Genomic DNA, 26,076 nt, shown 5'->3' with positions numbered 1-26,076 from the left:
CGACCCCGTTAGTGCGTGAAACCGCGCGGAGTCCAGACCGTTCCTGCAGCTCAGCGGCCCGCAGCAGAGATGATCATGCAGCCCTGATCAAAGTCAGGCTGGGGGGCCGGTGACGTGGCCGTCGCGCGGGACGTCGCCCGCTACGCCGCCCGCCTGGTCGACGACGCGGGAGCGCAGGCGACCGCGGTCGACCTGGTCGGCCACCTCCGCGTGGCCCTGCGGTCGCGCGCGGTCATCGAGCAGGCCAAGGGCGTGCTGATGGAGCGCCACGGCGGGTCCGCGGACGACGCGTTCCACCGCCTCGTCGGTCAGTCGCAGCGCCGGAACCGCAAGCTGCGCGAGATCGCCGCGGAGGTGGTCGCCTCCGCGGGGACCCCCGGCGGGGTGACGGCAGCACGGGGGCCCGATGGCGGGTGAGCCGTGGGATCCGCCGCCCCGCCCGGGGCGCGCCGGCCCGAGGCCTCGCCGGCGGCGTGCAGGGCGCGGCGCCGGTGCTGCCCGGCCAGCCGGCGCAGCCGGTCGGCGTCGTCCGCCCGCCCCGCGGCGGCGGCCGTGTCGGCGCACGCCTCCAGGACGGCGGCGGCGCGGATCGCGGTCGCCGCGGCACGCGACAGCAGGGCCCGGCTCCGGGCGCACGCCGCGGCCGCGTCGGTCCGCGACCGGGCGGCGCGCGCGGAGAGGGACGGGACGTGCGGAGCGGGGCCGTGCGCACGGGCCGGATGCGCGCGGCGTTCGTGGGCTTCGGGCACGGGTGGCCTCTCGGCCGGGGCGACCGCGGGTCGGTCGGCTTGTGACCCCGGGCGCGTCTGCCGCCACTGTAGTGGGCGACCCCGGTCCCACCGCTGCGGGCGCGGCCCCGGGCACCGGCAGGGCCCAGGTCCCCGCCGGCCGGGCCGAAGGCCCGTGTCCGTGCCGCCGTCGCCGGGCCGAGGCTGGTCGCGACCGCAGGACGGAGGGAGACCCCATGGACGTCGCGGAGATGGCCTGGACCGCGGAGGTGCTCGCCGGGCCGGGCCGGGGCGTGCTGGCCGCCGACGAGAGCACGCCCACGATGGCGCGGCGCCTGGCGGCCGTCGGCGTCGAGTCGACGGAGGACCGCCGGCGGGCCTACCGGCAGCTGCTGGTCACCACCGAGGGCCTCGGCGACCACGTCAGCGGCGTGATCCTGTTCGACGAGACGATCCGGCAGCGGACCGACGACGGCGCCCCGTTCCCCGAGGTCCTGCACGCGGCGGGGATCGTCCCCGGCATCAAGGTCGACCGCGGGACGACGCCGCTGGCGGGGTTCGCCGACGAGCTGGTCACCGACGGGCTGGACGGGCTGCGCGTCCGGCTGGCCGAGTACGCCTACCTGGGTGCCCGCTTCGCCAAGTGGCGAGCCGTCGTCCGGATCGGCGCGGCCCGGCCGACGGCCACCTGCCTGGAGGCCAACGCCGCCGGGCTGGCCCGTTTCGCGGCGCTGGCCCAGGAGGCCGGGCTGGTGCCGGTGGTCGAGCCGGAGGTGCTCATGGACGGCGGGCACGGGCTCGAGCGGTGCGCCGAGGTCACCGTGGACACCCTGCGGGCGCTGTACGACCAGCTCGCGCGCCACCGGGTGGTGCTGGAGGCCACCCTGCTGAAGACGAACATGGTGCTCCCCGGGGCGGGGTCCGGCGAGCCGGCCGACGCCGAGCAGGTGGCCGACGCGACCGTCGGTGCGCTGCGGCGGGCCGTGCCCGCGGCGGTGCCCGGCATCCTGTTCCTCTCCGGCGGCCAGGACGACCGGCAGGCCACGCGCAACCTCGACGCGATCAACCGCCGCGCGCCCCAGCCCTGGGAGCTCAGCTTCTCCTTCGGCCGCGCCCTGCAGGCGCCGGTGCTGCGCCGGTGGGCGGCCGGCGACGAGGCCGGGGCCCGGGCCGCGCTCCTGCACCGGGCGGCGATGAACGGCGCCGCCCGGCGGGGCGCCTACCGGCCCGAGGACGAGCAGGAGCCCGTGCCCGCGGGCTGACCGGAGCCGGCCCGGTGGCACGACGGGAGCACGCCGGGGCGTGGGGGCTCAGGGCCGCGACGGCTCAGGGCCGCGACGGGTCGCGCCCGGGAGGAGCGGCGACCTCTCCCTCCACGAGGCAGGTCACCCCGGCGGCACGGCTGCGGGCGCCCGTCAGGTGCCGCCGCACGTGCCCGAGCACCTGCCCGTGGCGACGCGGCAGGCACACGACGACGGGCCGTCGCGGCCGGACCGCGGGATGGGCGAACGCCTGCTCGACCAGGTGCGCGGCCAGCTCCTCGGGAACGGCCGCCTCCCCGAACCACAGGTCGATGACCACGGGACCGCCGCTGCCGTCCTCCCCGTCCACCCGGGCCTCCGCGACCGGTCCCGAGGGCGTCTCGGCGACCACCCCGGCGGAACTGGTGAACAGGTCCCACCGGCGACCGTCGCCGCAGTGCCCGGGGATCCGGCGGGGGAAGGTCCCGCCGGGAACGCGGGCGGGAGCGGACACCGGCGCGCGGTCGCGCGACGTCGTGGGACGGGGCACGGCGGCCTCCTCGTCGGGTGGGGTGTGTCCCACCGTGCCTGCCCGGGGCATGCGGCCGCAGGGTCGAACGTCCCCGGGCGGCGGATCCGTCGGGCCTCCGTCCGTCCGGGTCGGGCAGGAACGGCCCATCACCGGCCGGAGGTCACCCGGGGTGGCGGTGGAGGGGGACCTGCAGGGCCCCCACGGGGTCCAGCCGGAACTCCTGGTCGCGCACGCGCACCGACAGCGGGCCCCGCTCCTGCCGGCCGGCGCCCACGGTCAGCGTGGCGTGGGTGATGTGCACCTCCAGCTCGGGGTGCCAGCGGTACTGCAGGCGGAACCGCATGCCGGTCAGCGCGTCGGGCAGCTGCGGGTCGAAGCCGAGGGCGTCGTCGTGGGTCTGCAGGCCGGTGAAGCCTCGCTGCAGCAGGTCGACGGTCCCCGCCATGGCGCCCAGGTGGATGCCCTCGCCGGTCGTCCCGCCCTGGACGTCGGCGATGTCGCTCTCCAGCGCCTCCAGGAACAGCTCCCAGGCCGCCGCGCGGTCGCTGCGGGCGAGCACCCAGGCGTGCACCACGCGGGAGAGGGTCGACCCGTGGCAGGTCCGGGGCGTGTAGTACCGGACCGCCTTCGGGATGGTGTCGCGGTCGTGCGGGTACCCGAGCCGGTCGAGCACCGCGTAGAACTCCTCGGCGGTCAGCAGGTGGAACAGCATGAGGACGTCGGCCTGCTTCGACAGCTGGTAGCGGTTGGCGGAGTCGCCCTCGGCCTCGAGGATGCGGTCGAGCCGGCTGATGTCGCCGTAGCGGGCCCGGTAGGCGGCCCAGTCCAGCTCGGCCAGGCCGTCGTAGCCGCGGAACTGGCTGAGCACCCCGTCGCCGTGCCAGCACAGCCGCAGCCGGCGGCTGACGTGGTCCCAGTGCTCCAGGTCCCGCTCGCCGATGCCCAGCCGGTCCAGCAGCTCGCGGCGGCGGCGCGGCGGCAGCGCGTCCACGCACTCCAGGGCGCGGGTGAGCGTCCAGGACGCCATCACGTTGGTGTACGCGTTGTCGTCGAGCCCCGGCTGCTCCCGGCCGGGCAGGGCGTCGTGGTACTCGTCGGGGCCCATGACGCCGCAGAGGTCGTACCGGTCGTCCACGCGGTCGTAGGTGGCCAGGTCCGCCCAGAAGGCCGCGACCTCGACGATCATCTCGGCGCCGTGCTCGGCGAGGAAGGCGACGTCGCCGGTGGCCTCGTGGTAGCGCCACGCGTTGTACGCGACGGCGAGCCCGATGTGCCGCTGGAGCGCCGAGTTGTCCGGCAGCCAGCGCCCCGACCGCGGGTTGAGGTGGACGACGGGGGACTCCTCCCGACCGCTGGAGCCGCTCTGCCAGGGGTAGAGGGCGCCCCGGTACCCGGCCGCGCGGGCGGCTGCCCGCGCCTGGGGGAGCCGCCGCCAGCGGTGGTACATCAGCATGGCCCGGGCGACCGAGGGCAGCCGGAGGACGAGGAAGGGCAGCACGAACACCTCGTCCCAGAAGACGTGGCCGCGGTAGGCCTCCCCGTGCAGGCCGCGGGCGGGGATGCCGACGTCGAGGTCCGCGCTGTGCCGGGAGACCGTCTGCAGCAGGTGGAACACGTGCAGCCGCAGCACCAGCGAGGTGCGGGGCGGGCCCTCGATCCCGAGGTCGCACCGGTCCCACAGGTGTGACCAGGCCTGCACGTGGCGGGCGAGCAGGGCGTCGAACGCCGGTGCCCGGCGGACCTGCTCGGCGGCGGCCTCGGCCGGCTCGCTGACGGCCCGGTCGTGGGAGGTGCACAGGGCGACCACCTTCTCCACGGTCACCGCCCGGCCCGGCGTCACGGCGATCCGCAGGTCGACCGCCGGCATCGCCGTCCGCGCGCGCGGCAGGTGCTCGACGCCGCCGTCGGCGCTGCCGTCGCCGTCAGCCAGGACGCGGTGCCGGGCCGCGAGCGCGATCCGGACGCGGGACTGGCGGGTGCGGACGACGAGCTCCAGCAGGCCGTCGGAGTGCCCGCCGGACTCGACCGCCAGGTGCCGGTCGCACAGGTCGCGGTAGCGGGCCACCCCTCGGTTGGTCACGCGGCCGTCCAGCCCCGACCGGACCGTGAGCCGGCCCGACCAGTTCTCCGCCACCACGGTGCACTCCAGCGCGGCGAGGAACGGGTCGGCCATGGAGACCAGCCGGCGCTGGGCGACGCGGGTCCGCCGGCCGCCGGCGTCCTCGACGAGGAACCGCCGGGTGAGCACGCCGCGCCGCAGGTCCAGTTCCTGCACGTGCTCCAGCACCGTCAGCGCGGCCAGGTCGAGCCACGGCCCGTCGTCGATCCGGAGGGTCAGCGACTGCCAGTCGGGCAGGTTGACGATGCTCTCGTGCTCCACCCGCCGGCCGGCGACGTCGTCGGCGCACCGGTCGAACACGCCGGCGGCGTAGGTGCCGGGGTAGTGCACCCCGTCGGCGCGCGCCTCCGGCGCCGCGCCGCGGGTGGCGAACCGTCCGTTGCCGAGCGCGCACAGGGCCTCGCGGAGCGGCTCGGCCGCCGGGTCCAGCCCCTCGTAGCGCAGCACCCACCCGCCGTCCGCCCGCTCCACCGGGGCTCTCAGCCGACCCAGACGCCGCTGGTGACCACCCAGATGCCGCCCTCGCCCTCGCGGGCGGGCTGGCGCAGCTGCAGGACCACGATCCGCCCGTCCGCGGAGGTGACCTCGGCGGTGTGCGGATCGGCCAGGGCCACCGACGCGTCGTCCCAGCCCAGCTGGGCGGCGACGAACGATGCCGCGACGGCGCCGACGTCGGTGCGCCAGGGCTGGTGTCCCTCGTCGACCTCCTCCTGCAGGTCGGCGACCTGCTCGGCGGTCAGCGACTCGCCCGGGATCTCGGTGCCCGGGGGAGGGCCGGACGTCGGTGTGGCGGTCGACGCGGGGGCGGGGCTCGGCGTGCGCGACGGGCCGGGACCCGTGGTCCCGTCCGCGGCGGACGTCGCGGCGGTCGTGGCGGCGGACGGCGAGTCGCCGGTGCCGTCTGCGGACGAGGAGTCGTCGTCCCCGCCGCAGCCGGAGAGACCGAGCAGGGCGGCGGCCAGCAGCGCCGCGACCCGCGGCGCCGCACGGGCGCCGGTCACCGGGACCCCCCGGCGGTGCGCTCGCGGGCGGCCTCGAGCAGCACCCGTCGTTCGGCGGCGGCCAGCGCCCGGCGGGTGGCGGCGACGGCGCCGGGTTCCACCGAGACCGAGCCGATGCCGGCACGGACCAGGTGCTCCACGAACTCCGGACGGCGCGACGGAGCCTGCCCGCACAGCGAGCTGGGGACGCCCATCCGCCGGGCGGTGGCGATCACCTGCCCGATGACGTCGAGAACGGCGGGATCGGCCTCGTCGAACAGGTCGGCGAGGTCGGCGGAGTCGCGGTCGACGCCGAGCACCAGCTGGGTCAGGTCGTTGCTGCCGATGCTCACGCCCTCGATGCCCATGCCGATGTACCGCGGCAGCCAGTGCACGACCGACGGGACCTCGGCCATGACCCAGCGGCGCAGCCCCCGCTGCCGGCCCAGCGGGCTGGCGTCGATCAGGTGGAGGCACCGCTCCAGCTCCCAGCCGGTGCGCACGAAGGGGATCATGACGGCCAGGCCGGGGCTCTCCTCCCGGACGCGGGCCAGAGCGGCGAGCTCCAGGTCGAACAGGGAGGAGTCCCGCACGTACCGGATGCACCCGCGGACGCCGATCATCGGGTTGTCCTCGACCGGCTCGTGCGCGGCGCCGCCCTCGAGCCCGCGGAACTCGTTGGTGCGCAGGTCCGCGGTCCGATAGACGACCGGGCGGGGTGCGAAGGCGCGGGCGATCCGCCCCACCGATCCGGCGATCGCGGTGACGACCTGCTCGGACTCGCCGCGGGCGATCATCTCCGCCGGGTGCCGACCGTCCAGGGCGCGGGTCAGCAGCAGCTCGGCGCGCAGCAGGCCCACGCCGTCGACCGGCAGGGCGGCGACCTCCTCGGCCCGGGCCGGGTCGGCGAGGATGGCGTGCAGGCCGGTCGCGGTGACCGGGACGCCGTCCGCCGCGGGCACCGGCGCCGGGGCGGCGCCGGCCGGCCGCGGGGCGCCGGCTCCGGCGACCGAGCCGGGCCAGATCCGCCCGCTGTCGCCGTCCACGGTGACCTCGGTGCCCTCGGCCAGGGCGGTGGTCGCCGTGCGGGCCCCGACCACGGCGGGCCGGCCGAGCTCGCGCGCGACGATCGCCGCGTGGCAGGTGACGCCGCCGGCGTCGGTGACGACCGCCGCCGCGCGGCGCATGGTCGGCATCCAGTCGGGGTTGGTCATCGGCGCGACCAGGACCTCGCCGGTGCGCAGGCGGGCGCCCTCGCCGGGCGAGTGCAGCACCCGCACCCGGCCCGTCGCCCGGCCGGGGGAGGCGCCCAGCCCGGTGAGCAGGGGCTGCTCCGGCGGCTGCCAGGGCGGGGCGTCGGGGTTGGCCGGCGGCGGCGTCGGCGGTGTCGCACCGGTGGAGGGCGCACCGGTGGGGGTCGGACCGGTGGGGGTGCGGTCCGCGGCGCCCAGGGTCGTGATCGGCCGGGCCTGGACCAGCCAGATCCGGTCGTCGTCGACCGCCCACTCGACGTCCTGGGGGCAGCCGTGCAGCTCCTGCACGGCCAGGGCCAGGCGCGCGATCTCCTCCGCCTCCCCGGGGGAGAGGACGGCCCCGTCCTGCGCACCCACCGGCACGACCTCGTCGGCGCCGTCGGCACCGCGCACGATCTGGGTGCGCTGCATGCCGCGGTGCGTGGTCAGCAGACGCGGGCCCTCGGCGTCGAGCAGGTAGGTGTCCGGCTCGACCTGCCCCCCGACGACCACCTCGCCCTGACCCCAGGCGGCCTCGACGACCAGCCGGTCGCGGCGGCCGCTGACCGGGTCGGCGGTGAAGGCGACCCCGGAGCGGCGGGTGGGCACCATCCGCTGCACGACGACGGCCAGCCGGGGGACCTCGTCGAGACCGCGCTCGCTGCGGTAGGTGATCGAGCGCGGCGAGAAGACCGAGGCCCAGCAGGTGACCAGGGCGCGGGCGAGGGCCTCCTGGCCGGTGACGTTGGTCAGCGTCTCGTTCATGCCGGCGAAGGACGTGTCCGCGGAGTCCTCGCCGACCGCCGAGGACCGGACCGCGACCGGGACGTCGTCGCCCAGCGCCGCGTACGCCTCGCGCAGGGCCTCGGCCACCGGGCCGGGGACGCCGGCCGTGGCGACGATCGCGCGCAGCCGCCGCGAGCACAGCGCGACCCGGTCGCCCAGCGGCGACGCCCGCCCGGCCTCCTGCACGTGCCGGGCCGCGGCCAGCGCCTCCTCGTGCAGCCGCTGCACCTCCTCCAGGACGCCGGCGGACCCCAGCGCCGTCGCCAGGCCCTCCGCCAGGACGACGAACCCGCCGGGAACGGGCAGCCCGGCGCGCAGCAGCTCGCCCAGGTTGGCGCCCTTGCCGCCGGCGCGGTCGGTGTCGGCCATCCCGAGCTCGCCCAGGTCGGCCACGAGGTCGGACCGCGCGGCGGCGGCCCGGCCGGCGGCGCGGTCGGTGGTGGTCGTCATGGCGGGTCCTCTCCAGATCCGGGTCGGCGCACCGGCCGGCTCAGCGCAGCCGCGTGTCGAAGGCGTCGATGGTGTCGTCGACGGGCCGCCGGCCGGTGGCCGGCACCGGGGTGGCGCTGATCGGCGCCCAGCCCAGCCGCAGCAGGACCTGCGGGTGCCGGCCCGACGGCAGGCAGTCGGCGGCCAGCCGGCTGCGGGTCGCCGCGACCTCCAGGGGCTGGCTGATCGGATCGGTGGCCAGGCCCACCGTGGTGGCGGTGAGCAGGACGGCGCTGAGCGCCTCGCCGGCGCGCAGCCGGTCCTCCGCGCCGTCCCCGTCGGTGGCGAGGACGGCGAGCACCGTGCCGTCGGACTCGTCCCGGCCGAGCTCGTTCTGCTCCATGGTGTGCCCGGCGTAGTGCCGGACGGGAACGGACGCCGTCAGGTCGTCGGGCACGTTGACGGCGGGGACCCCGTCGGGCGCGCCGCGGGACCGGCCGGTCCACAGCGCGACCTCGTGGGCCATGCCGGGGGTGAGTGCCTGCTCGACCCCCGCCCGCTCGACCAGCCGCGCGACCTCCCACTGGCGCGCCGGGTCGAGCACGACGAGCGTCGCGCCCTCGCGCTCGGCGGCCCGCGCCATGTCCCGGGTGAACTCCTCGGGCACCGGCCAGGTGGAGAACACCCGCCGGTCGCTGCGCCGCCGCTCGACGGCCTGCGCCAGCACCAGGTCGTCGGGCGTCGGGGTGGCGGGGGAGAGCTCCACCGCCGCCAGGTGCTGCGGGTGCGCCGGATCGGGCAGCCGGTGCACCCGGGCGGCGGAGCCGGCCGCCAGCAGGGCCACCCGCAGGTGGTGCAGCGCGGCGCCGCAGCTGATCAGCAGGTCGCGGCCCTCGGGGTCGGTGGCCGGCAGCGACCGCTCGCGGTCGGCGTACAGGTGCACGGTCGAGGGGCCGATCCGCCACCGCCACGGCTGGGAGTTGTGCACCGACGGCGCGCGGTTGGCCAGTGCGATGGCGGCGCGCACGGTGCCGCGGTCGAGGTGGGTGGTCAGCACGGGGGCCTCCTGGGCGGCTGCGCCCGACCGCTCGGCCGGACGGTCCCGAGCCTGCGGCGACCGGCGGCGGGCCGGGCAGGGACGGAGGTCCTGACTCCCCGGGTCCCCGGTCGCGCGGACGCGCCGCGCGTCACCGCGGTCGGGTGCCGGCCGAGGACGGGGCGAGGGCGGCCGCGATGCCATCGGCCCACGCCTCGACGGCCGGCCAGTCCCGGTGGTCGCCGGGTCGCTCGCCGGTGGCCCGGTAGAAGAGGCGGCCCCACAGCGGCACGCCGCGCATGCCCACCACCCCGCCGAACAGCCGGTGGTCGCGCGGAGGCGGGTGCCGGGGGAGACCGCGCGCGATCCGGGCGAGCTCCTGGCGCCCCATCCACGCCCGCACGCGACCGCGCGGGTCCAGGCCCCCGACGCTGAACAGCCACACCGGCCGGGTGCCGGCCTCCGGTGCCAGGCGCCCCAGCAGGTCCCGCGCGGCGTCGAGCCATGCCATGTCGTGCACGGCGCTGCCCACGACGAACGCGTCGTAGCGGCCAGGGTCGACGTCCGGGCCTGCGGGTCGCACGTCCACCTCGGCGCCGCGCAGCCGGGCGCCGATGCGCTCGGCCACCTCCCGGGTGCTGCCGGCCGCGGTGGCGTACGCGACGAGGACACGGGTCGTGCGGAGGTCCATGCCCGCACGCTGCCGCCCCGGGCACCGCGGCACGCAGGGGCGGAGGACCCCCGGCGCCCGGCCGGAGGTCACCGCCGGGACCGAGGACGGGACCTTCGGCCCCGGGCGCGGACCCGCCGCGTCGGCCTAGCCTGCGACCGGGCACGTCACCGGGGCCCGGTGACCACGGCCGCGCGGCAGCGGCAGGACGGAGATGCGACGGTGGACGACGACCAGGGCACCATCCGGGTCTTCCTGCTGGACGACCACGAGATCGTGCGACGCGGGATCGCGGACATGCTGGGCAGCGATCCGGGCATCAGCATCGTCGGCGAGGCCAAGAACGCCTCCGAGGCGCTGGCCCGGGTGCCCGCCCTGCGCCCCGACGTCGCGGTCCTCGACGTGCGGCTGCCCGACGGCGACGGCGTCACCGTGTGCCGGGAGCTGCGGTCCAAGATGCCGGAGCTCAGGGTGATCATGCTGACCAGCTACAGCGACGACGAGGCGCTGTTCGAGGCGATCATGGCCGGCGCCGCCGGGTACCTGCTCAAGCAGATCCTGGGTCAGGACCTGGTCAGCGCGGTGCGGACCGTGGCGGCCGGGGGCTCGCTGCTGGACCCGACGGCGACCACCGCGGTGCTGGAGCGGATGCGCCGCTCGGCCGAGCCGAGCGGACCGCTGGCCAAGCTCAGCGACCAGGAGCGGACCGTCCTCGAGCTCATCGGGGAGGGCCTGACCAACCGGCAGATCGGCGAGCGGATGTTCCTCGCCGAGAAGACGGTCAAGAACTACGTCTCGCACCTGCTGGCCAAGCTGGGCCTCGAGCGGCGGACCCAGGCGGCCGTGCTGGCCACCGAGCTGCGCGCCTCCGGGGCGTCGTCGCAGCCCTCGCCGTCGCAGCCCTCGCCGTCGCGGCCCTCGCGCTGACCCGGCGCCCTCAGCGCAGCGCCGCCCACCAGCGCAGCCGGGTGCCCCCGTCGGCCACCGGCTCGACGGTGACCCCGCCCCCGCGCCGCTGCGCCCGCTCGGCCAGGTTGCGCAGCCCGCTGCGCGCCGCCCGCGGGTCGATGCCGCGGCCGTCGTCGACGACCTCCAGCACCACCTCGTCGGTGACGTCCAGGGTGACCGTGACGTGTCCGGCGCCGGAGTGCCGGGCGGCGTTGCTGACCGCCTCCCGCGTGACGGCCTCGACGTCGGCCGCGAGGTCCCCGGTGACGAGGCTGTCGACGGCGCCGGACATGCGCACGGTGGGCGAGATGCCCTCGCCGGCGGTCTCGGTGACGATGTCGAGCAGCCGCCGGCGCAGGCTCCCGGTCGCGTCGGCGTCCTCGGCCGTGTGCAGGTCGAAGATCGTCGTCCGGATGTCGCGGACGGTCTCGTCGAGCTGGCCGACGACGTCGCGGATCCGGCGCTGCGCCTGCAGGTCGGGCACCCGCGGCAGCACCGACTGCAGGCTCAGCCCGGCCGCGAACACCCGCTGGATCACCAGGTCGTGCAGGTCCTGGGCGATGCGGTCGCGGTCCTCGTACACGTCCAGCCTCCGGGCGGTGCGCTGCTGGGCCGCCAGGTCCAGCGCCACCGCCATCTGGTCGGCGAACGTCGCGATGAGCGAGGCCAGCCCGGGCTCGAACGGGGGTCCGCCGGCGCGCCGGCCGGCGATCAGCAGCCCGTTCTCGGCCTGGCCGCCCGGCAGCGGCACGCCGATGCAGGGTCCCCAGGGCACGTGCGCGTTGGGGCCCCGGTAGTCGACCCCGCTCATGTCCAGGACGACCACGGCCGGGGCCTGCGCGAAGGCCTCCAGCAGCGGGGCCTCGGACGGCAGCAGCCGGGCACCGGTGACGTCCTGGAGGTCCTCGCCGACCTGGGCCCGGAACTCGAAGCGGCCGTCGCCGGGATCGGGGCCCACCATCAGCCAGGCGGCGTCGGCGCCGGTCAGGTCGCGGACCCGGCTGACGATGAGCTCCAGCGCCGCCTCGGGCGGCGCGTCCCCGAGCAGCTGCTCGCGCACGTCCCCGGCCGCGGCCACCCACCGCCGCCGGACGTCGGCCTCCTCGAACAGCCGGGCGTTGTCGATCGCGATGCCCGCGGCACCCGCCAGGGCGGTGAGCACGGCCTCGTCCTCGGCGGTGAAGTCGCCGTCGCGCTTCTCGGTGAGGTAGAGGTTCCCGTAGGCCTCGCCGCGGACCAGGACCGGGACGCCGAGGAAGCTGTGCATCGGGGGGTGGCCCTCCGGGAAGCCCACCGACGCCGGGTGGGAGGAGAGGTCGCCGATGCGCAGCGGGTACGGCTCGGCGATGACCTGGCCCAGCACGCCCTTGCCCTCGGGCAGGTGCGGCATCCGAGCGGCGACGTCCTCGTCGATGCCGGTGTAGATGAACGCCGACAGGCCGCCGTGCGGTCCGAGGACCCCCAGCGCGCCGTAGCGCGCGTCGACCAGGCCGACCGCCGCCTCCACGATGCGCCGCAGGGTGGCGTCGAGGTCCAGGCCGGTGGAGACGCTGAGGAAGGCGTCGAGCAGGCCCTGCACCCGTTCCTGGGTGCGGGCGACGGCGCGCAGCCGGTCCTGCACCTCGTCCAGCAGCTCGGTCAGGCGCATCCCCGCGAGCACGTCCCGGGTCGGGGAGGCCTCCGCTCGACCGTGGTCCGGCATGATCGCGTCCGTCCGTCGTCCCCGATTCTCCGCTGCCCCCGCTGCCTGCCCCGACGACGCTGGCACCGCCGTCCCCGCCGGTCAACCCTTCACGACCGGTTCCGGTACGCGCGGGACCGGTCTCACTAGCCCGCGGCGTCGTGTCCCTGTGGCGGGTCGGCGAAGGGGCGCCTGGCGCCGTGGTCCGGGAGCTGCACCGGCCGGGCCAGGTGGCGGCCGGTGATCCGGGTGATGCGCAGGGCGATGACGCACGACTCGGCCGCCGACGTCCAGGGGACGAGCCCGCCGGCGTGCAGCGCGGTGACCTCCGCGGCATCGGACAGGACGCGCGACGGGCCGACGACGGTCACGCTCCAGCCGGTCCGGTCGCCGGGGTCGTAGTCGTCCACCTCGAAGGCGACGACCGCGCCGCGGCTGGCCGCCTCCACCTTGCCGCCGCGCCGCGCCGGGATGAGCACCTCCTCGCCGCGCACGGCGAAGTGCACCGGCTCGATCGTCGGCAGCGCCCCCACGGTGAAGGCGAGCCGGCCGATCGGCACGGACGCCAGCAGCCGCCGGCACTCAGCACCGGAGAGCTCGGCGAGGACGGGTCCCTCGGTGGTCGACATCCGCTTCCTCGTGGCGCCGGACCGGCTCACGTGCCGGAACTCGCCGGCGAGGGCCGCCCGGCGGCCGGCACCTCGGTGGCCTCCGCGGGGATCCTCTCGGCGATCTCCGCGGCGATCTCCGCGGCCCAGGAACGCACCAGCGCCCAGTCGCGGGAGTCGCCGGCCGGGGCGCGCATCGCCGTCGCCACGGCGCGCTCGGCGAACGACAGCAGGCCGGGCTCCAGCCGGCCGGGCAGCACCCGGTGCCCCCTGGGCCCGAGCAGGTCCCGCAGCGTGGCGGCGTCGTACGGCTCGGCGTCCGGGAACGGAGCCGGGCCGATCGGACCGCTGGAGAACAGCCACAGCGGCCGGGAGCGGAGCACGCCGGCGTGCGCCGTGGCGAACTCCCGCGCCGCCGGCAGCCATGAGCCGCCGTACACGGCGCTGCCCAGGACGACGGCGTCGAAGCGGGAGGGGTCGGGCCGGTTCTCCACCGGCACGGCCGTCGCGGCGATGCGGCCGGTCGCCGCCAGGTCCCGGGCCAGCGCGGCCGCGATCTCGCGGGTCGCCCCGTGCCGGCTCGCGACCGCCACGAGGACCCGCACGGCGGTCACGGGCGGCCGCCCAGCGGGACGACGGCGACCGGGCACCCGGCCCGCTGCAGGACCGCCGAGGTGGTCGAGCCCAGGCGCGGCAGCAGCCGCCGGTGCCGGTGGCCCACGACCAGCAGCTCGGCGGTCATCGCCGCCGACACGAGCGCGGGCGCGGCGCGGTCGCGCACCACCACCTCGCGGAGGGCCAGGTCGGGTTCCTTCTCCCGCCAGCCGGCCAGCGCCTCGGCCAGCGCCCGCTCCTCGTCGGCGAGGACCCCGGCCCAGTCGACGAGCGGGCCCAGCGACTGGAAGGCGGTCTCCAGGGTGACGTCCCGCCACGCGTGGACCGCCACCAGGGGCGTGGCACGGGCGACGGCCTCGGCCACGGCGAAGCCGAGGACCTCCGCGTCCTCCCGCCGGCCCTCGATCCCGACCACCACCGAGGACCGCTCCCGCACGACCACGGCGGACTCGTCCGGCAGCACGAGCACCGGGCAGGGCGCGGCCGCGACCAGCCCGGCGGCCGTCGAGCCGAGCAGCAGCCCGGGGACGCCGCCGGCGCCGCGGGCCCCGAGCACGAGCAGGCAGGCGTCGGCGCCGGCCGCGGCGAGGACGTCGACCGGATCGCCGTCCTCGACCGCCCACGTGACGCGGTCGGCGCCGAGGACGTCGGCCGCGTCCGCGGCGAGGTCGCGCAGCAGGGTCGCCGTCGCACCGCGGACGAGGCCGCCGAGGTCCTTCCCGCGCCCCCCGCCTCCGTCGTCCCAGCCCCCGTCGTCCCCGCCGGCGCGCGGCAGGAGGCGGGCCGGCCACGTCGTCACGGCGAGCAGGCGCAGCGGGGCGTGCCGGCGGCGCGCCTCGCCGGTACCGGCGGCGACCGCCCGGCGGGAGCCGTCCGAGCCGTCCACCCCGACGAGGACGGGCCGGGCGACCGGCGGTGTGCTCATGCCTCCTCCTCAGGGCCGCGCGGCCGAGGGCGCGCCGATCTCGACCCCGACGACGCCGCCGACGGTGCGGGCGAGCGCGACGAGGGCGCGCTCCTCGGTGCCCGGCGGGTCGAGCGAGCGCCCGCGGGTGCGCCGGATGGTGGCGACTCCCTCGGTGACGCTCACGTCCCAGGCGTCCGGCTCGCCGGTGTAGCGCTCGACGAGGTCCAGCAGCTCGCTGCGGATCTGCGGATCGGTGCGGACCAGGGCGCGCAGCAGGTCGCGGCGGCTGATGATGCCCACCAGCCGCCGGCCGTCGACCACCGGGACGCTGCGCAGGTGCTCGTCGACGAACAGCCCGGCGACGTCGGAGACGTCGTCGCCCGGGGCCACGACGCGGACCTGCTCGGTCATGACCCCGCGGACCAGCAGGGGCAGGACCCGGTCCGGCTCCTCCTCGCGGCGCAGGTGCAGCCGCGGATCGCGGGGCAGCCGGTCGCGCAGCACGTCGGCCTCGGCGACGATGCCCACCAGCCCGCCGTCGGCGTCGACGACGGGCAGTGCGGCGTACCCCCGCTCGGCCATGACCTCGCCGGCGTACTTGGCGGACGTGTCGGGGCCGACCGTGGCGACCTCGCGCGTCATGACGTCCCTGACCTGCACCGCTGCCTCCTCGACCCGGGTCCTGGGGCGACGCTAGGCACGTGGGCGGGTGCCCTCCCAGGGTCGGCGGACCGGCCCGGGCAGGGACCTCGGTCCCTGCCCCCGGGGCCGTGCCGGGGGACGCCGTGCCGCAGGTCCCTGCGGGGGAGGACGTCCGGCCCGGCGACCGGGGCGACCGGGACGGGCAGGCTCGGGCGGAGGCGCGGGAGGGCCCGTGCCGCCGACCGCGCGGGAGGGCGACGTGGAGGCAGACGACAGGCTCGGCGACGGGGAGGCCGGCGGCGGCCCCCGGGTGGTCGTGGGAGTCGACGGGTCCGTGGGTGCGCGGGCGGCCCTGCGGTACGCGCTCGCCACCGCGGCCGTCCGCGGCGCCACCGTCGAGGTGCTGACCGCCTGCTCGCTGGAGCCGTACTGGACCGGGGTCGCCCCGCTGGCCGTGCCCGACGTGGCCGCGGTGCGCCGGACGGCGCGCGAGCGGGCCGAGGCCGCCGTCGCCGACGCCCGCGCGGCCACCCCGGAGGCCGCCGGGACACCGGTCGAGGTGGTGGTGACGCTCGACGGCGCGGCACCCGAGCTGGTCCGGCTGTCCCGCGGCGCCGACCTGCTGGTCGTCGGCAGCCGCGGCCGGGGCGAGGTCCGCAGCGCGCTGCTGGGGTCCGTGGCCCTGCACGTGACGACGCACGCCGGGTGCCCGGTGGTCGTGGTCCGCGCCCCGGCCGGGCCCGACGTCCCCGCACCGGCGGCGGGTCCCCGCCGGGTGGTCGTCGGGCTGGACGGCTCGCCGACGGGACGGGCCGCCCTGACGGCCGCGGTCGAGGAGGCGGTCCGGCTGGCCGCCGAGCTCGACGTCGTCGCCTGCTTCTCGATGGACACCTACTGGGCCGACCTGTGGCAGGTGCCCGTCCCCACCGTCGGCGAGGTCCGGGACCGTATCCGCCGCGAGGCGGAGTCCGAGCTGAGCGCCGTGCTCGCCGAGCGGGCCGGCGGGCCACCGGTGCGGGTGCACCTCGAGGCGACGCAGGGGGCGCCGTCGGACGTCCTGGTCCAGCGGGCCCGCGGCGCGGCCCTGCTGGTGGTCGGCAGCCGCGGACGCGGAGCGTTGCGGGCGGCGCTGCTGGGCTCGGTGGCGCTGCACTGCGTGACGCACGCCGGCTGCCCGGTCCTCGTCGTCCGCCCGGCCCACGACCGGGCCACCGCGGGACCGGCACCGGCCGTTCCCGCGGGCGCGTCCCCGCGCTGACACCGGCCCGGCACCGGACGGGCCGGGGCGGTGCGCCAGCGGCGGGTGCGTCAGCGGCGGGTGCGTCAGTGGTGGGGGTCGAGCGCGTCCAGGGCGACCGGGGCGCCGGCGGCCACGCGGCGCTCAGCCCGCTCCTTGATGCCGCGCAGCATCCTGCGCGTCATCACCAGGGTGACCGGCTCCATCGCCCGGGTGGCCACCCGCAGCCCGGGGCCGCGGGGCCGCTGGGCGCGCGACCGGGACAGCAACCGGCACCTGCCGGGCCCGTGCGGCACCAGGTGGAACGACCACACCGCGTTCCACGGGTGCTCCGGCGGCGCCTGGCGCAGCACCAGCGCCCGCCCGGGCAGCACCTGGGCGACGGGGAAGGAGTAGCCCGCCGGCATCGGCCCGTAGCCCTCCGGGACGACGACCACCCGGTCGCCGGGTGCCAGGTGCTGCCACTCGGCGCGGATCTCGGCGGTGGAGTGGATGTCCAGCCCGAGCGCGTTCTCCAGCCAGTCGTAGCTGTACATCCCGCCCCGCCCGTGGCCGATCTGCACCAGCCACGGCCAGACGGCCTCCGGCGGCGCCTCCACCGTCACGGCGAGGGTCGTCTGCTCGGCGGGACCGGGCACGAGCTCGTCGCCGGGCAGCACCCGGGCGGTTTCCCCGTGGGTGGCACCCCAGTCGCGGGTGGCGTGCACCAGCTGCGCGGCCAGCGCGGCGGCGCCGGTCGCGGTCACGAGCGCTCGGATCACGGTGCGGCCCTCCGGGGGGAGACGTCGAGGTCGAGGTCGGTCACGGTCATGTCGGCGTAGGGCAGCCGGCTGCCGTCGGGCAGGTGCCACACGGCGCAGGCGCGGCCCAGCGCCACCCGGCCGTCGCGCACGGTCCAGTCCAGGACCGGCGTGCTCCAGGTCGCCCGCACCGGACCGCCGGGCAGGTCGGCCCAGCGGTCGTCGGTGCGGAAGTCGCGGGGGCGGCCGCGGGCGCCGAGCAGGACCTCCGCGGAGACGGTGCGGCCGGCGTCGGTCAGCCGGACCCGGAACGAGTCCTCGCCGGTGGCCGCCCAGGTGACCCTCGGGTCGAGCAGCATGCCGGGCGCCATGAGGACGGCGTCGTTGAGCCAGGTGACCAGCTCGCCGGTGTCGAACTCCGGCCCGGAACCGTCCGCGACCGGCAGCACGCCGAGGAGCTTCCCGCGCATGCGGCCGTTCCCCGACCGGTAGGTGTCCCAGCCCCACATCGGCACGAGACCGGCCACCAGCAGCCGCATGCGGAACAACCGGGCGATCTCCTCCGCGCCGTTGTACTGCCAGGCCTCGCACGGCATCCACCAGCCCTGCGGGCCGCGCCGGAACCACCCGCGCAGGTGCGCCTGCAGCGACCGGGTGCGCGGCCGCCCGGCGACGCCCATGGCGCGCAGGTAGCGGCCCACGGGCTCCGGCAGCCCGGCCAGGTCCTCCTCGGCGACGGGGTCGGCGTCCGCTGCGACGTCGGGCAGGCCGGCGGCCGCCAGCCCGCGGGTGAAAGCGGCCGGTGGCCTGCGGGCCACCCGGTCCCGGTCCGCGGAGGTGGTCGTCACCGGGCGACCGTAGGTCGGCCCCGGCCGGCTCCGGCCGGGCCGACGGTCGCCGCCGCGCGGGCCGAAGGTCACCGCCTCGGGTGACGTCGGCCCGCGGCCCGCGAGCGGCCGGCGGCCGAGGGTGGGTCCGGGCCCGGCGTCGGACCGGGGCGGAGCTCGAGGAGCAGCGGGATGACGCAGCAGGGGCAGGAGGGTGCCGCGCCCGGCGGCGGCCGGACGGCCGGCCGGGTGGTCGTGGGGGTCGACGGGTCACCCGGTGCGCGCGCCGCACTGGTCTGGGCGCTCGCGGCGGCCGCACGCTCGGGAGCGGTTCTGGAACTGGTCAGCGCCCACCCGGTGGACTTCTCCTGGACCGATGCCCACCTGCTCGACACCCGCCGCCGCGACGAGATCCGCGAGGAGGTCCGCGAGGACACCGAGACCCGGGTCCGGGGCGTCCTGGCCGAGGCGCGCCAGGACCCGGCGCTGAGCGACGTCCCCGGTGTCGCGGACGTCGCCGCCGAGGTCGTGGCGCTCCCGGGCCCGCCGGCCGAGCACCTCCTGGCCCGGGCGGCCGGAGCCCGCGTGCTCGTCGTGGGCAGCCGCGGCCGGGGCGGCGTCCGGAGCACGCTGCTCGGGTCCGTGGCGCTGCACTGCGCCGTGCACGCGCCGTGCCCGGTCGTGGTGGTGCACCCCGGCGCGGTGCAACCGCCGCCGCGGGTCGTCGTCGGCATCGAGGACTCCGCGATGTCGCGCGCGGCGCTGGCCCGCGCGGCCGAGGAGGCCCGGGAGCGCGGCGCCGAGCTCGAGGTCCTCGCCGTCCACCAGCCCGATCCCTACTGGACCGACATGTACGCGGTCGCCGCGCCACCCCTGGCCGAGTCCGTGGAGGCGGTCCGGGACCTCGCCGGCCGGATCGTCGGCGAGGTGCTCGGCGCGGACGCGGACGTGCGGCTCCGGGTGGAGGCCGGCGCTGCCGCGGACCGCCTCCTGCGGGCCGCCGACGGGGCCGCCCTGCTGGTCGTCGGCAGCCACAGCACCAGCCGGCTGGCCGCCATGCTGCTCGGTTCGATCGCCCTGCACTGCGCCCTGCACGCCCCCTGCCCCGTCATGGTCGTGCACCCCGAGCCGGCCGGGGCGCCGTTCCCGGACGCCGCCGTCGCGGCCGCCGAGGCGGCCCCCGTCCCGGCCGCCGGCTGAGCGGACCCGCCCGTGCGTGCCTGGGTCGTCGGCCGCCCGGGGCCGGTCGACGGCGGGCCGCTGCTGCGCGTGGAGCGGCAGCTCCCCCGTCCCGGTCCCGGCCAGGTCCGCGTCGACGTCGTCTGCTGCGGGGTCTGCCGCACCGACCTGCACCTGGCCGAGGGCGACCTGCCCCCGCGCGCCCCCCAGGTGGTCCCGGGTCACGAGGTGGTCGGCCGCGTGGCGGCGCTCGGCCGCGGGGCGGGCCGGTTCCGGGTGGGGGAGCGGATCGGCATCCCCTGGCTGGCCCGCGCCGACGGCACCTGCCGCTTCTGCCGCCGCGGCGAGGAGAACCTGTGCACCGCTCCGCTGTTCACCGGCTGGGACCTCGACGGCGGGTACGCCGACGCCTGCCTGGTGGACGAGCGGTTCGCCTACCGGCTGCCGGACGGGCTGCCCGACGAGCAGGCCGCGCCGCTGCTGTGCGCCGGGATCATCGGCTACCGCGCGCTGCGCTGCGCGCAGGTGCCGCCCGCCGGCCGGCTGGGGATCTACGGGTTCGGCGGCAGCGCCCACCTCACGGCGCAGGTCGCGCTCGCCCAGGGACTGCGGGTGCACGTGCTCACCCGCGGGGAGCACAACCGGGAACTGGCCCGGGCGCTCGGGGTCGACTCCGTGGGCGGCCCCACCGACGCCCCGCCGGAGCCGCTGGACGGGGCGATCCTGTTCGCGCCCGCCGGTGAGCTGGTGCCCGTGGCGCTGCGGGCCCTCGACCGCGGGGGAACGCTGGCCGTCGCCGGCATCTGGCTGTCGGCGGTCCCCGGGCTGGACTACGCCGCCGAGCTGTTCCAGGAGCGGCGGCTGCGCAGCGTCACGGCGAACACCCGCCGCGACGGCGAGGACTTCCTGCGGCTGGCCGGCCGGTTCGGCGGCGCCGCGGTGCTGCACGCCTGACCGGCGGGGACGCCGACGAGCAGGCAGAGCACCGCCCCGAGGACGACCCCCAGCGCCGCGCCACCGACCACGTCCAGCGGCGCGTGCGCGCCCAGGTAGACGCGGGCCAGCGAGTTCAGCAGGGCCAGTGCGAGGACGACGGCCCGCCACCGCGGGCGCAGGTACGGCCACAGGAGCACGACCACGCCGAAGGCGATCACCGCGTGCCCGGAGGGGTAGGCGATCCCGGCGGAGGGGACGTCGCGCAGCACCGCGCCGTCGATGGTGCTGCCCGGCCGGGACCGCTGCACCAGCGCCTTCACCAGCTCGCCGTGCACCAGCAGCTTGAGCGGCACCAGCGCGCACAGGACCAGCGCGAGCCGCCACCGGTGCAGGGCCAGCGCGGGGACGGCGACCAGCAGCGGCATGCCCAGCACGCCCAGCAGCTGGAACCCCCACAGCGCCCACCGCAGCTCCTCGGGCAGCCCGTTGACGCCGCGGAAGACCGCCGCCTCCGCCGCGCCGACCTCGCCGGAGGCGACGGCGAGCGAGCACGCCACGAGGACCGCCGCCGCGCACACGGCCGTGCCGCCGTCCCGGACCGGGCGGCGGCGGTAGCGGCTCACCGGTCGGTGCGGCCGACGCCGTGCCGCCAGGCCAGCCACGCGGCCACGCCGCAGGGGATCGGCAGGAACCAGGTCAGCAGCCGGAAGACCAGGACGGCGGCGGCCGCGCCCGTGGCGCCCACCCCGACCGCCGTCAGCCCGGCCACGTAGCTCAGCTCGGCCACGCCGAGCGCGCCCGGGGTGATCGGGACGGCGGTGACCAGGCGGGTCACCGCGAAGACCGCCAGCACCGCGAGCCAGTGCACGCCGGCCCCCTCGCCGTCGACCGTGCGCAGGCAGACCAGGAGCAGGACGAACAGCGCCGCGTGGCTGACCAGCGTGGCCGCGGTGAGGCGCACCCACCGGGCGCGCAGCAGGTCCAGGGAGTCGGCGCGGAAGCGCTCGGCCCGCTCCGGCCAGCCACCGGGGCCGCGACGGCCGGCCGCGCGCGCGAGCACACCGACGATCCGCTGGGCCGCGCGCGCCGCCGCCGCTCCGGCCCCCGCGTGGGAGACGACCGCGACCAGCGCGCCGGCGACGGCCAGCAGCAGCACGCCGCCCAGCGTGGCGGCCACGGCCAGCCCGGGCGGGACGTCCGCGACCAGCGCCACGCCGCCGAGCGCTGCCCCGGGTACGGCGAACTTGACGAGGTTGTTCCAGATGCCGGTCAGCGCGACCGCCCGCGTGATCGGCGCCGGGGAGAAGCCGTAGGAGGTGAACATGACCGCGTTCGTGCCGACGCCCACGGCGAAGCCGGCCGGCACCGTGTTCGACACGGCCGTGGCCGCCAGGTCGCTCAGGACCGCCCGGCCGAGGGTCAGCCCCGGCAGTGCCGCCGTCCACACCGGTCCGTAGCTGATCAGGTTGGCCAGCGCCGCGGCCGCGAGCACCGCGGTCTCACCCGCCGTCAGCCCGCGGACGAGCGCCCACGCCCCGGCGTAGTCGGTCATGCGCGGCAGCAGGCCGGCGAACACGGCCAGCAGCACGGCCAGGGTGAGCACCGAGCTGCCGATCCGCCCGGTCAGCACGCGGCGCACGACGCTCCTCCGGCGGGCCGGGGGGACCCGCCGCCGGGCGCCCGCGAGCGCCGCGGTGCGCTCCGCGGTCATGTCCCCAGTCGACACGGGCGCGGACGGCACCGCGCGGGCCGTTGGTCCCGCGGCGGCGGACCGTTGCGCACTCGCACCGGCCCGGGGCGCGGGGCGACCGTGTCGGTGACCGCGTCGACCCGCCCCGACCGAGGAGGCCGAGCCGTGACCGTCCCCCCTGACCGGGAGCAGGCGCACCCGCCGGTCGAGATGAGTCGCGCGGAGAAGCTGGCCGCCGAGTGGGAGGCGCGGCACGACGTCGCCGCTCGCGGGCACCACCCGGATCCGCTCGCCGTGCAGCACTACCTCGCGCACACCCGCACCGAGGAGACCGGCCGGCACGCAGCCGTGCCGGCCCCACCGCCCGTGCCGGCCCCGCCGCCTGCGCCGACGCCGCCGGCCCCGCCGCCCGCCGTCCGCCCGGCCCGTGCGCCGTGGTGGCGCCGGCTGCTGCGCCGGTCCTGACCCGAGGACGCCCCGGTCAGGCGTCCCCGGAGGCGGCCCGGCCGGCCCAGAGCGGCTCGACCCGGGCCCACTCCGCAGTCCACCGCCGGTCCCGCCGGCGGTCCAGCTCCCAGCACACCGCCACGTGCAGGGAGACGACGACCGTCGCCGAGAGCAGGGCGACGAGGACGCCGGCGAGGACGCCCTCGGTGGTCGCCATCCCCGGGCTCAGGGGCCGCCGGGTGACCTCGCCGTCCGGTCCGACCCAGATGCGCACGCTCTCCCCGGCCCGTGCGCCGACGGTGGCCGGCACCGCGCCCCGGCGCTCGGCGCCGTCCGGGCCCTGCCAGGTGGCGTCGGTCGGCACCCGCGAGGCCGCCGACCCGGCGTCCTCCTCGGCGTCCTCGGTGAGCACCGCGGGCACCTGCACCCGGGTGGCGGTCTGCTCGGCGGCGCGGTCGCGCAGGTCCGCGGCGGTGACCGTGCCGACGGCCAGCGCCACCGGGAGGGACAGGAGCACGAGGACGACGGCGGCGGCCCGGGACAGCGCCTCCACCCGGTCGCAGCGGCGCTCGAGCGGTCCGCCCCGCGGGAGGAAGCGGCGCCGGCGGGGGAGCGGGACGTGCGGCTGCGGGGTCACGGGACGCCTCCGTCGTCAGCGGGCCGGGGCGGCGAGGCGACCTCGGGGGCGCGGGGCCGTCACACCCACGTCGTCCCACCGCGGCCGTCGGGGACCGGACGGCGTCCGGTCCGCTGCCGGTGCTCGCGCGGCGGCGGCCACCCCACCGGTCCCGGCCGCGCCGGCTCGGCCGGCTCCGGCGGCCGCGTGCTGCCCTCCACCACGTTCCCGCGGGGACGCCGGGGAGTCGCCGCCGTGGGGGCCGCGCGGCCGATCCGCAGCAGGTTCTGCGGATGCGCGTCCCAGGTCAGCGCCAACCGCAGCTGGGTGCGGGTCAGCGGCACCTCGACGGCCTGGGTCAGCGGACCGGCCACCCAGCCGGCCCGCGTGAGTTCGAGCAGCAACCGCTCGAGCGCCTCGCCGGCGCGCACCCACGCGTGCTGGTCGTCGCGGTGCGAGGCCAGCAGGACGATCGTCTGCCGGCCGGTCGAGCGGGTCTCGGCGGGCAGCGCGCCGCTGCCGGCGCTGTCGAAGTCGCGCAGGGGCAGGTCGTCGTGCTGGCGGCCGTCGACGTGCGGGACGACGGCGGCGGGGACGCCGTCGCCCTCGCCCGGCGTGCGCGTCGTCCAGCGCCGCAGCTCCGCCCGGTAGGCCGGGTCGGCGTTCTGCACCGCGTCGGCCTGCTGGGTCAGCCGTGCCACCAGCTGGCGGTGGGGCTCGCTGCGGACGGGCACGAGCTCCGCGCCCTCCGCGGCGACCGCCCGGGACAGGACGCGCACCAGCTCGTCGGGCACCTCCTCGCCGGAGAAGGCCCGGCGGTTGGTGTGCCGCTCCCGGACGGCGCCGGCCAGCGCGGCCAGTGCCGGGTCCGGAGCGCCCTCCACGGGGCGGACCACCGCCAGGAGGTCGGGGTCGGCCGGGTCGGGCAGCCGCACGACGGCCGCCGCCCAGCCCGCCGCGGCGAGCGCCACCCGGGCGTTGAACAGGGCGGCGCCGACGCTCTGGGCCAGCGCGCGGCCCGCGGGGTCGAGCGTGACGAGCTGCCGCGTGCGGTCGGCGTGCAGCTCGAGGCGGTCGTCCCGCAGCGCGAGCCGCCCGGGCTGGGTGTTGTGGACCGACGGCGCGAGGCGCGCGAGGTCGGCGGCCTCCTCGAGCGCGTCGGTCCGGGACCGGCGGCCGGCGGTGGTCGGCACGGTGGTGGGCGGCATGGGAACTCCTCGTCGTGGTCCTCCGCCCAGCGTCGGCTCCGCGCGCGGCGCCGACGCGGGGGCCGCCGTCACCGGCGCCGATGACGAACGTCCCGCGGTCGGTGCACCGATCGGACGTACCGGCGGGCGCGTCCCGACCGCGACGGTCGACGCGGACCGCCGCCGTCCGCGGCGACGAGCGCCGCACCCGGCGGCGCGGAGAGGAGGACGACGTGACCGAGCACCGGACGCCGTATCCCGTGCGGGTCGACGCGGCGCTGGACACCCCGCTGTCGCGGGGCCTGTGGCTGGTCAAGTGGCTGCTGCTGATCCCGCACTACGTGGTGCTGGCGTTCATGTGGCTGGGGTTCGTCGTGGTCGGGGTGATCGCCTTCTTCGCGATCCTCGTCACCGGCCGGTACCCGAGGGCGCTGTTCGACTACAACGTCGGGGTGCTGCGCTGGACGTGGCGCGTGCACTACTACGGCTACGCCGCGCTGGGCACCGACCGGTACCCGCCGTTCACGCTGGCCGAGGTGCCGGACTACCCGGCCCACCTCGACGTCCCCTACCCGCAGCGGCTGTCCCGCGGGCTGGTCCTGGTCAAGTGGTGGCTGCTGGCGCTGCCGCACTACCTCGTGCTGGCGGTCTTCATCGGCGGCGGGCTGTGGCTCGGCGGCCGGGGGGACGGCGCGTGGGGCGAGAGCTGGGGCGTCGGCGGCCTGGTCGGCCTGCTGGTGCTCATCGCCGGCGTCGTGCTGCTGTTCTCCGGCCGCTACCCCCGGCCGCTCTACGACTTCGTCCTGGGCATGGACCGCTGGGCGCTGCGGGTCGCCGCGTACGCCGCGCTGATGACCGACGCGTACCCGCCGTTCCGGCTGGACATGGGTGGCGCCGACCCCGGGTCGGTGCCCGCCGGCCCGCCTCCGGCCGGCCCCGCGGGCACCGGAGCGGTGACCCCGTACGCGCCGGAGGGCATGGTGCCGGGCGCTTCCCAGGGTCCGGTCCAGGGCGTGGCCCAGGGTCCGGTCCAGGCACAGGGGGCGACCACCAGCTGGCCGGCCGGCCGGGTCGTCTCGCTGGTCGTCGGTGCCTTCCTTCTACTCACGGCGACCGGGTTCCTCGGCGCGGGCGGCACGCTGCTGTGGGCCGACCAGACGCAGCGGGAGGACGGCTGGCTGGTGTCGCCGGACGCCGAGCTGAGCAGCGACCGGTACGCGGTAACCACCGACGGGATCCGGCTCGAGGGCGACGGTCTGGACTGGTTCGTCGACGAGCTGCTGGGCACGGCCCGGATCGAGGTCACGCCCGCCGATCCGGACGGCGAGCTGTTCGTGGGTGTGGGCCGCACCGCCGACGTGGCCGGCTACCTGGGCGGCGTCGGCCGCAGCGAGGTGGACCACCTCGCCATCCGGGAGGACGGCGACCGCGAGGTGCTGCGCGGCCTGCGCGACGTCACCGGCGGGGCGCCCGCCTCCTCGCCGGCCGAGGCCGACGTGTGGGTCGCCTCGGCCACCGGTCCGGGCACCCAGGTGCTGGACTGGCGGCCGACCGAGGGCGACTGGACGGTCGTGGTGATGCGCGCCGACGGGGCCGCGGGCATCGCCGCGGAGGTCCGTGCCGGCGCGACCCTCCCCGGGCTCACCTGGTTCTCCTGGACGCTGCTGGGCATCGGTGCCGTGCTGGTGCTGGCCGGTGGGCTGCTCGTGACGCTCGCCGCGCACCGGGCCCGGCCCGTTCCTCCGCCGGGCGGGACCCCGGCCGAGCGGACGCCTCCGCCGCCCTACGGCGGCCCGGCCGCCGGCGAGCCGGTGCCGGCGGGGAGCACGCCGAGTCGGGAACAGGGCCCCGCCTGACCCGGCTCCCCGCCAGACGCAGCGCGGCGACGACCCCTGTTTCCGGGCAGGGGTCGTCGCCGTACGACGGTGCGTGCAGGGTCCGGCCCGGGGCTGCTCCCGGGACCGTCAGAAGGGTGGCGGGTCCTCGTCGGGGGGCTCGGCTCCGGGGAGGGGTGGGCCGGTGAGGACGCGGGTGCCGGTGAGGGGAAGCAGGGGTGGGTCGCT

Annotated in this window: 24 protein-coding genes and 1 pseudogene; 8 read left to right on the top strand and 17 right to left on the bottom strand. The window is 77.9% G+C overall.

Going from position 1 to position 26,076, the window contains the following annotated elements:
* The first annotated feature begins 114 nt into the window (after window positions 1-114).
* Together ACK586_RS22560 and ACK586_RS22555 are read left to right on the top strand one after the other, a co-directional pair.
* Window positions 115-417 carry an ANTAR domain-containing protein gene (locus ACK586_RS22560; protein WP_409332761.1) on the top strand — a complete coding sequence of 101 codons (303 nt, stop codon included), beginning with the start codon at window positions 115-117 and terminating at the stop codon, window positions 415-417.
* A gap of 547 nt (window positions 418-964) precedes the next feature.
* Window positions 965-1,990 (top strand): class I fructose-bisphosphate aldolase, encoded by a 1,026-nt coding sequence (locus ACK586_RS22555; RefSeq protein WP_409332760.1) that lies wholly within the window; start codon window positions 965-967, stop codon window positions 1,988-1,990.
* A 64-nt stretch (window positions 1,991-2,054) separates the two neighbouring features.
* Here ACK586_RS22555 and ACK586_RS22550 read toward each other — a convergent pair whose 3' ends face one another.
* From ACK586_RS22550 to ACK586_RS22525, 6 genes are all read right to left on the bottom strand, one after another.
* On the bottom strand, window positions 2,055-2,519 hold the full coding sequence (locus ACK586_RS22550) for a hypothetical protein (protein WP_409332759.1): 465 nt from the start codon (window positions 2,517-2,519) through the stop codon (window positions 2,055-2,057).
* 142 nt (window positions 2,520-2,661) lie between these two features.
* Window positions 2,662-5,091, bottom strand: coding sequence for a glycoside hydrolase family 65 protein (locus tag ACK586_RS22545; protein WP_409332758.1), 2,430 nt, complete (start codon window positions 5,089-5,091; stop codon window positions 2,662-2,664).
* A gap of 8 nt (window positions 5,092-5,099) precedes the next feature.
* Window positions 5,100-5,621, bottom strand: coding sequence for a hypothetical protein (locus tag ACK586_RS22540; RefSeq protein WP_409332757.1), 522 nt, complete (start codon window positions 5,619-5,621; stop codon window positions 5,100-5,102).
* Entirely contained in the window at window positions 5,618-8,068 is a 2,451-nt protein-coding gene (gene ppsA, locus ACK586_RS22535; protein WP_409332756.1) for a phosphoenolpyruvate synthase, read from the bottom strand. The genes ACK586_RS22540 and ppsA overlap by 4 nt, the downstream gene beginning before the upstream one ends.
* Window positions 8,069-8,108: 40 nt before the next feature.
* The gene (locus tag ACK586_RS22530) at window positions 8,109-9,104 is read right to left on the bottom strand and encodes an Acg family FMN-binding oxidoreductase (RefSeq protein ID WP_409332755.1); all 996 of its coding nucleotides are present in this window, start codon (window positions 9,102-9,104) and stop codon (window positions 8,109-8,111) included.
* Between the two features lie 130 nt (window positions 9,105-9,234).
* Window positions 9,235-9,774, bottom strand: a complete 540-nt coding sequence (locus tag ACK586_RS22525; RefSeq protein WP_409332754.1) for a flavodoxin domain-containing protein — start codon at window positions 9,772-9,774, stop codon at window positions 9,235-9,237.
* A gap of 159 nt (window positions 9,775-9,933) precedes the next feature.
* On the opposite strand from ACK586_RS22525, the gene ACK586_RS22520 reads away from it, so the two are divergent.
* A complete protein-coding gene (locus ACK586_RS22520; protein WP_409332753.1) occupies window positions 9,934-10,680 on the top strand; it encodes a response regulator in 747 nt (248 codons plus the stop codon).
* 10 nt (window positions 10,681-10,690) lie between these two features.
* Here ACK586_RS22520 and ACK586_RS22515 read toward each other — a convergent pair whose 3' ends face one another.
* The 5 genes from ACK586_RS22515 to ACK586_RS22495 form a co-directional block, all read right to left on the bottom strand.
* Window positions 10,691-12,403: a sensor histidine kinase gene (locus tag ACK586_RS22515; protein ID WP_409332752.1), complete on the bottom strand. Its 1,713-nt coding sequence runs from the start codon at window positions 12,401-12,403 to the stop codon at window positions 10,691-10,693.
* 125 nt (window positions 12,404-12,528) lie between these two features.
* A complete protein-coding gene (locus tag ACK586_RS22510) occupies window positions 12,529-13,011 on the bottom strand; it encodes a pyridoxamine 5'-phosphate oxidase family protein (protein WP_409332751.1) in 483 nt (160 codons plus the stop codon).
* A 26-nt stretch (window positions 13,012-13,037) separates the two neighbouring features.
* Window positions 13,038-13,604 carry a flavodoxin domain-containing protein gene (locus ACK586_RS22505; RefSeq protein ID WP_409332750.1) on the bottom strand — a complete coding sequence of 189 codons (567 nt, stop codon included), beginning with the start codon at window positions 13,602-13,604 and terminating at the stop codon, window positions 13,038-13,040.
* Window positions 13,601-14,530 (bottom strand): universal stress protein, encoded by a 930-nt coding sequence (locus ACK586_RS22500; protein WP_409332749.1) that lies wholly within the window; start codon window positions 14,528-14,530, stop codon window positions 13,601-13,603. The genes ACK586_RS22505 and ACK586_RS22500 overlap by 4 nt, the downstream gene beginning before the upstream one ends.
* Window positions 14,531-14,539: 9 nt before the next feature.
* Window positions 14,540-15,172, bottom strand: a complete 633-nt coding sequence (locus tag ACK586_RS22495; RefSeq protein WP_409332748.1) for a CBS domain-containing protein — start codon at window positions 15,170-15,172, stop codon at window positions 14,540-14,542.
* 241 nt (window positions 15,173-15,413) lie between these two features.
* Between ACK586_RS22495 and ACK586_RS22490 the strand changes: the two genes are divergently transcribed.
* Window positions 15,414-16,412: a universal stress protein gene (locus ACK586_RS22490; RefSeq protein WP_409332747.1), complete on the top strand. Its 999-nt coding sequence runs from the start codon at window positions 15,414-15,416 to the stop codon at window positions 16,410-16,412.
* Between the two features lie 65 nt (window positions 16,413-16,477).
* Here ACK586_RS22490 and ACK586_RS22485 read toward each other — a convergent pair whose 3' ends face one another.
* Both ACK586_RS22485 and ACK586_RS22480 read right to left on the bottom strand, forming a co-directional pair.
* On the bottom strand, window positions 16,478-17,152 hold the full coding sequence (locus tag ACK586_RS22485; RefSeq protein WP_409332746.1) for an SRPBCC family protein: 675 nt from the start codon (window positions 17,150-17,152) through the stop codon (window positions 16,478-16,480).
* Entirely contained in the window at window positions 17,149-17,979 is an 831-nt protein-coding gene (locus tag ACK586_RS22480; RefSeq protein WP_409332745.1) for a DUF6544 family protein, read from the bottom strand. Before ACK586_RS22480 ends, ACK586_RS22485 begins: the two co-directional genes overlap by 4 nt.
* 171 nt (window positions 17,980-18,150) lie before the next feature.
* Between ACK586_RS22480 and ACK586_RS22475 the strand changes: the two genes are divergently transcribed.
* Together ACK586_RS22475 and ACK586_RS22470 are read left to right on the top strand one after the other, a co-directional pair.
* Window positions 18,151-19,158 (top strand): universal stress protein, encoded by a 1,008-nt coding sequence (locus ACK586_RS22475; protein WP_409332744.1) that lies wholly within the window; start codon window positions 18,151-18,153, stop codon window positions 19,156-19,158.
* 12 nt (window positions 19,159-19,170) lie between these two features.
* Complete coding sequence (locus ACK586_RS22470; RefSeq protein ID WP_409332743.1) at window positions 19,171-20,091, top strand: zinc-dependent alcohol dehydrogenase family protein; 921 nt, start codon at window positions 19,171-19,173, stop codon at window positions 20,089-20,091.
* A gap of 32 nt (window positions 20,092-20,123) precedes the next feature.
* Here the strand turns inward: ACK586_RS22470 and ACK586_RS22465 are convergent.
* Both ACK586_RS22465 and ACK586_RS22460 read right to left on the bottom strand, forming a co-directional pair.
* Window positions 20,124-20,630, bottom strand: a pseudogene (locus ACK586_RS22465) (phosphatase PAP2 family protein); the annotation flags it as partial.
* A 62-nt stretch (window positions 20,631-20,692) separates the two neighbouring features.
* Window positions 20,693-21,784: a flippase-like domain-containing protein gene (locus ACK586_RS22460; RefSeq protein ID WP_409332742.1), complete on the bottom strand. Its 1,092-nt coding sequence runs from the start codon at window positions 21,782-21,784 to the stop codon at window positions 20,693-20,695.
* 144 nt (window positions 21,785-21,928) lie between these two features.
* Here ACK586_RS22460 and ACK586_RS22455 point away from each other — a divergent pair, with 144 nt between their 5' ends.
* The gene (locus tag ACK586_RS22455; RefSeq protein WP_409332741.1) at window positions 21,929-22,228 is read left to right on the top strand and encodes a hypothetical protein; all 300 of its coding nucleotides are present in this window, start codon (window positions 21,929-21,931) and stop codon (window positions 22,226-22,228) included.
* A gap of 16 nt (window positions 22,229-22,244) precedes the next feature.
* Here the strand turns inward: ACK586_RS22455 and ACK586_RS22450 are convergent, their stop codons facing one another.
* Window positions 22,245-22,847 (bottom strand): Rv1733c family protein, encoded by a 603-nt coding sequence (locus tag ACK586_RS22450; RefSeq protein WP_409332740.1) that lies wholly within the window; start codon window positions 22,845-22,847, stop codon window positions 22,245-22,247.
* Between the two features lie 59 nt (window positions 22,848-22,906).
* Window positions 22,907-24,034 (bottom strand): Acg family FMN-binding oxidoreductase, encoded by a 1,128-nt coding sequence (locus ACK586_RS22445; protein ID WP_409332739.1) that lies wholly within the window; start codon window positions 24,032-24,034, stop codon window positions 22,907-22,909.
* A 212-nt stretch (window positions 24,035-24,246) separates the two neighbouring features.
* On the opposite strand from ACK586_RS22445, the gene ACK586_RS22440 reads away from it, so the two are divergent.
* Entirely contained in the window at window positions 24,247-25,869 is a 1,623-nt protein-coding gene (locus ACK586_RS22440) for a DUF4389 domain-containing protein (protein WP_409332738.1), read from the top strand.
* The last annotated feature ends 207 nt before the right edge of the window (window positions 25,870-26,076 follow it).

The organism is Trujillonella humicola, assembly GCF_046233715.1.
GTDB lineage: Bacteria > Actinomycetota > Actinomycetes > Mycobacteriales > Geodermatophilaceae > Trujillonella > Trujillonella humicola.
The sequence above is the reverse complement of the archived record's forward strand: the minus strand, read 5'-3'. Positions and strand labels throughout refer to the sequence as shown.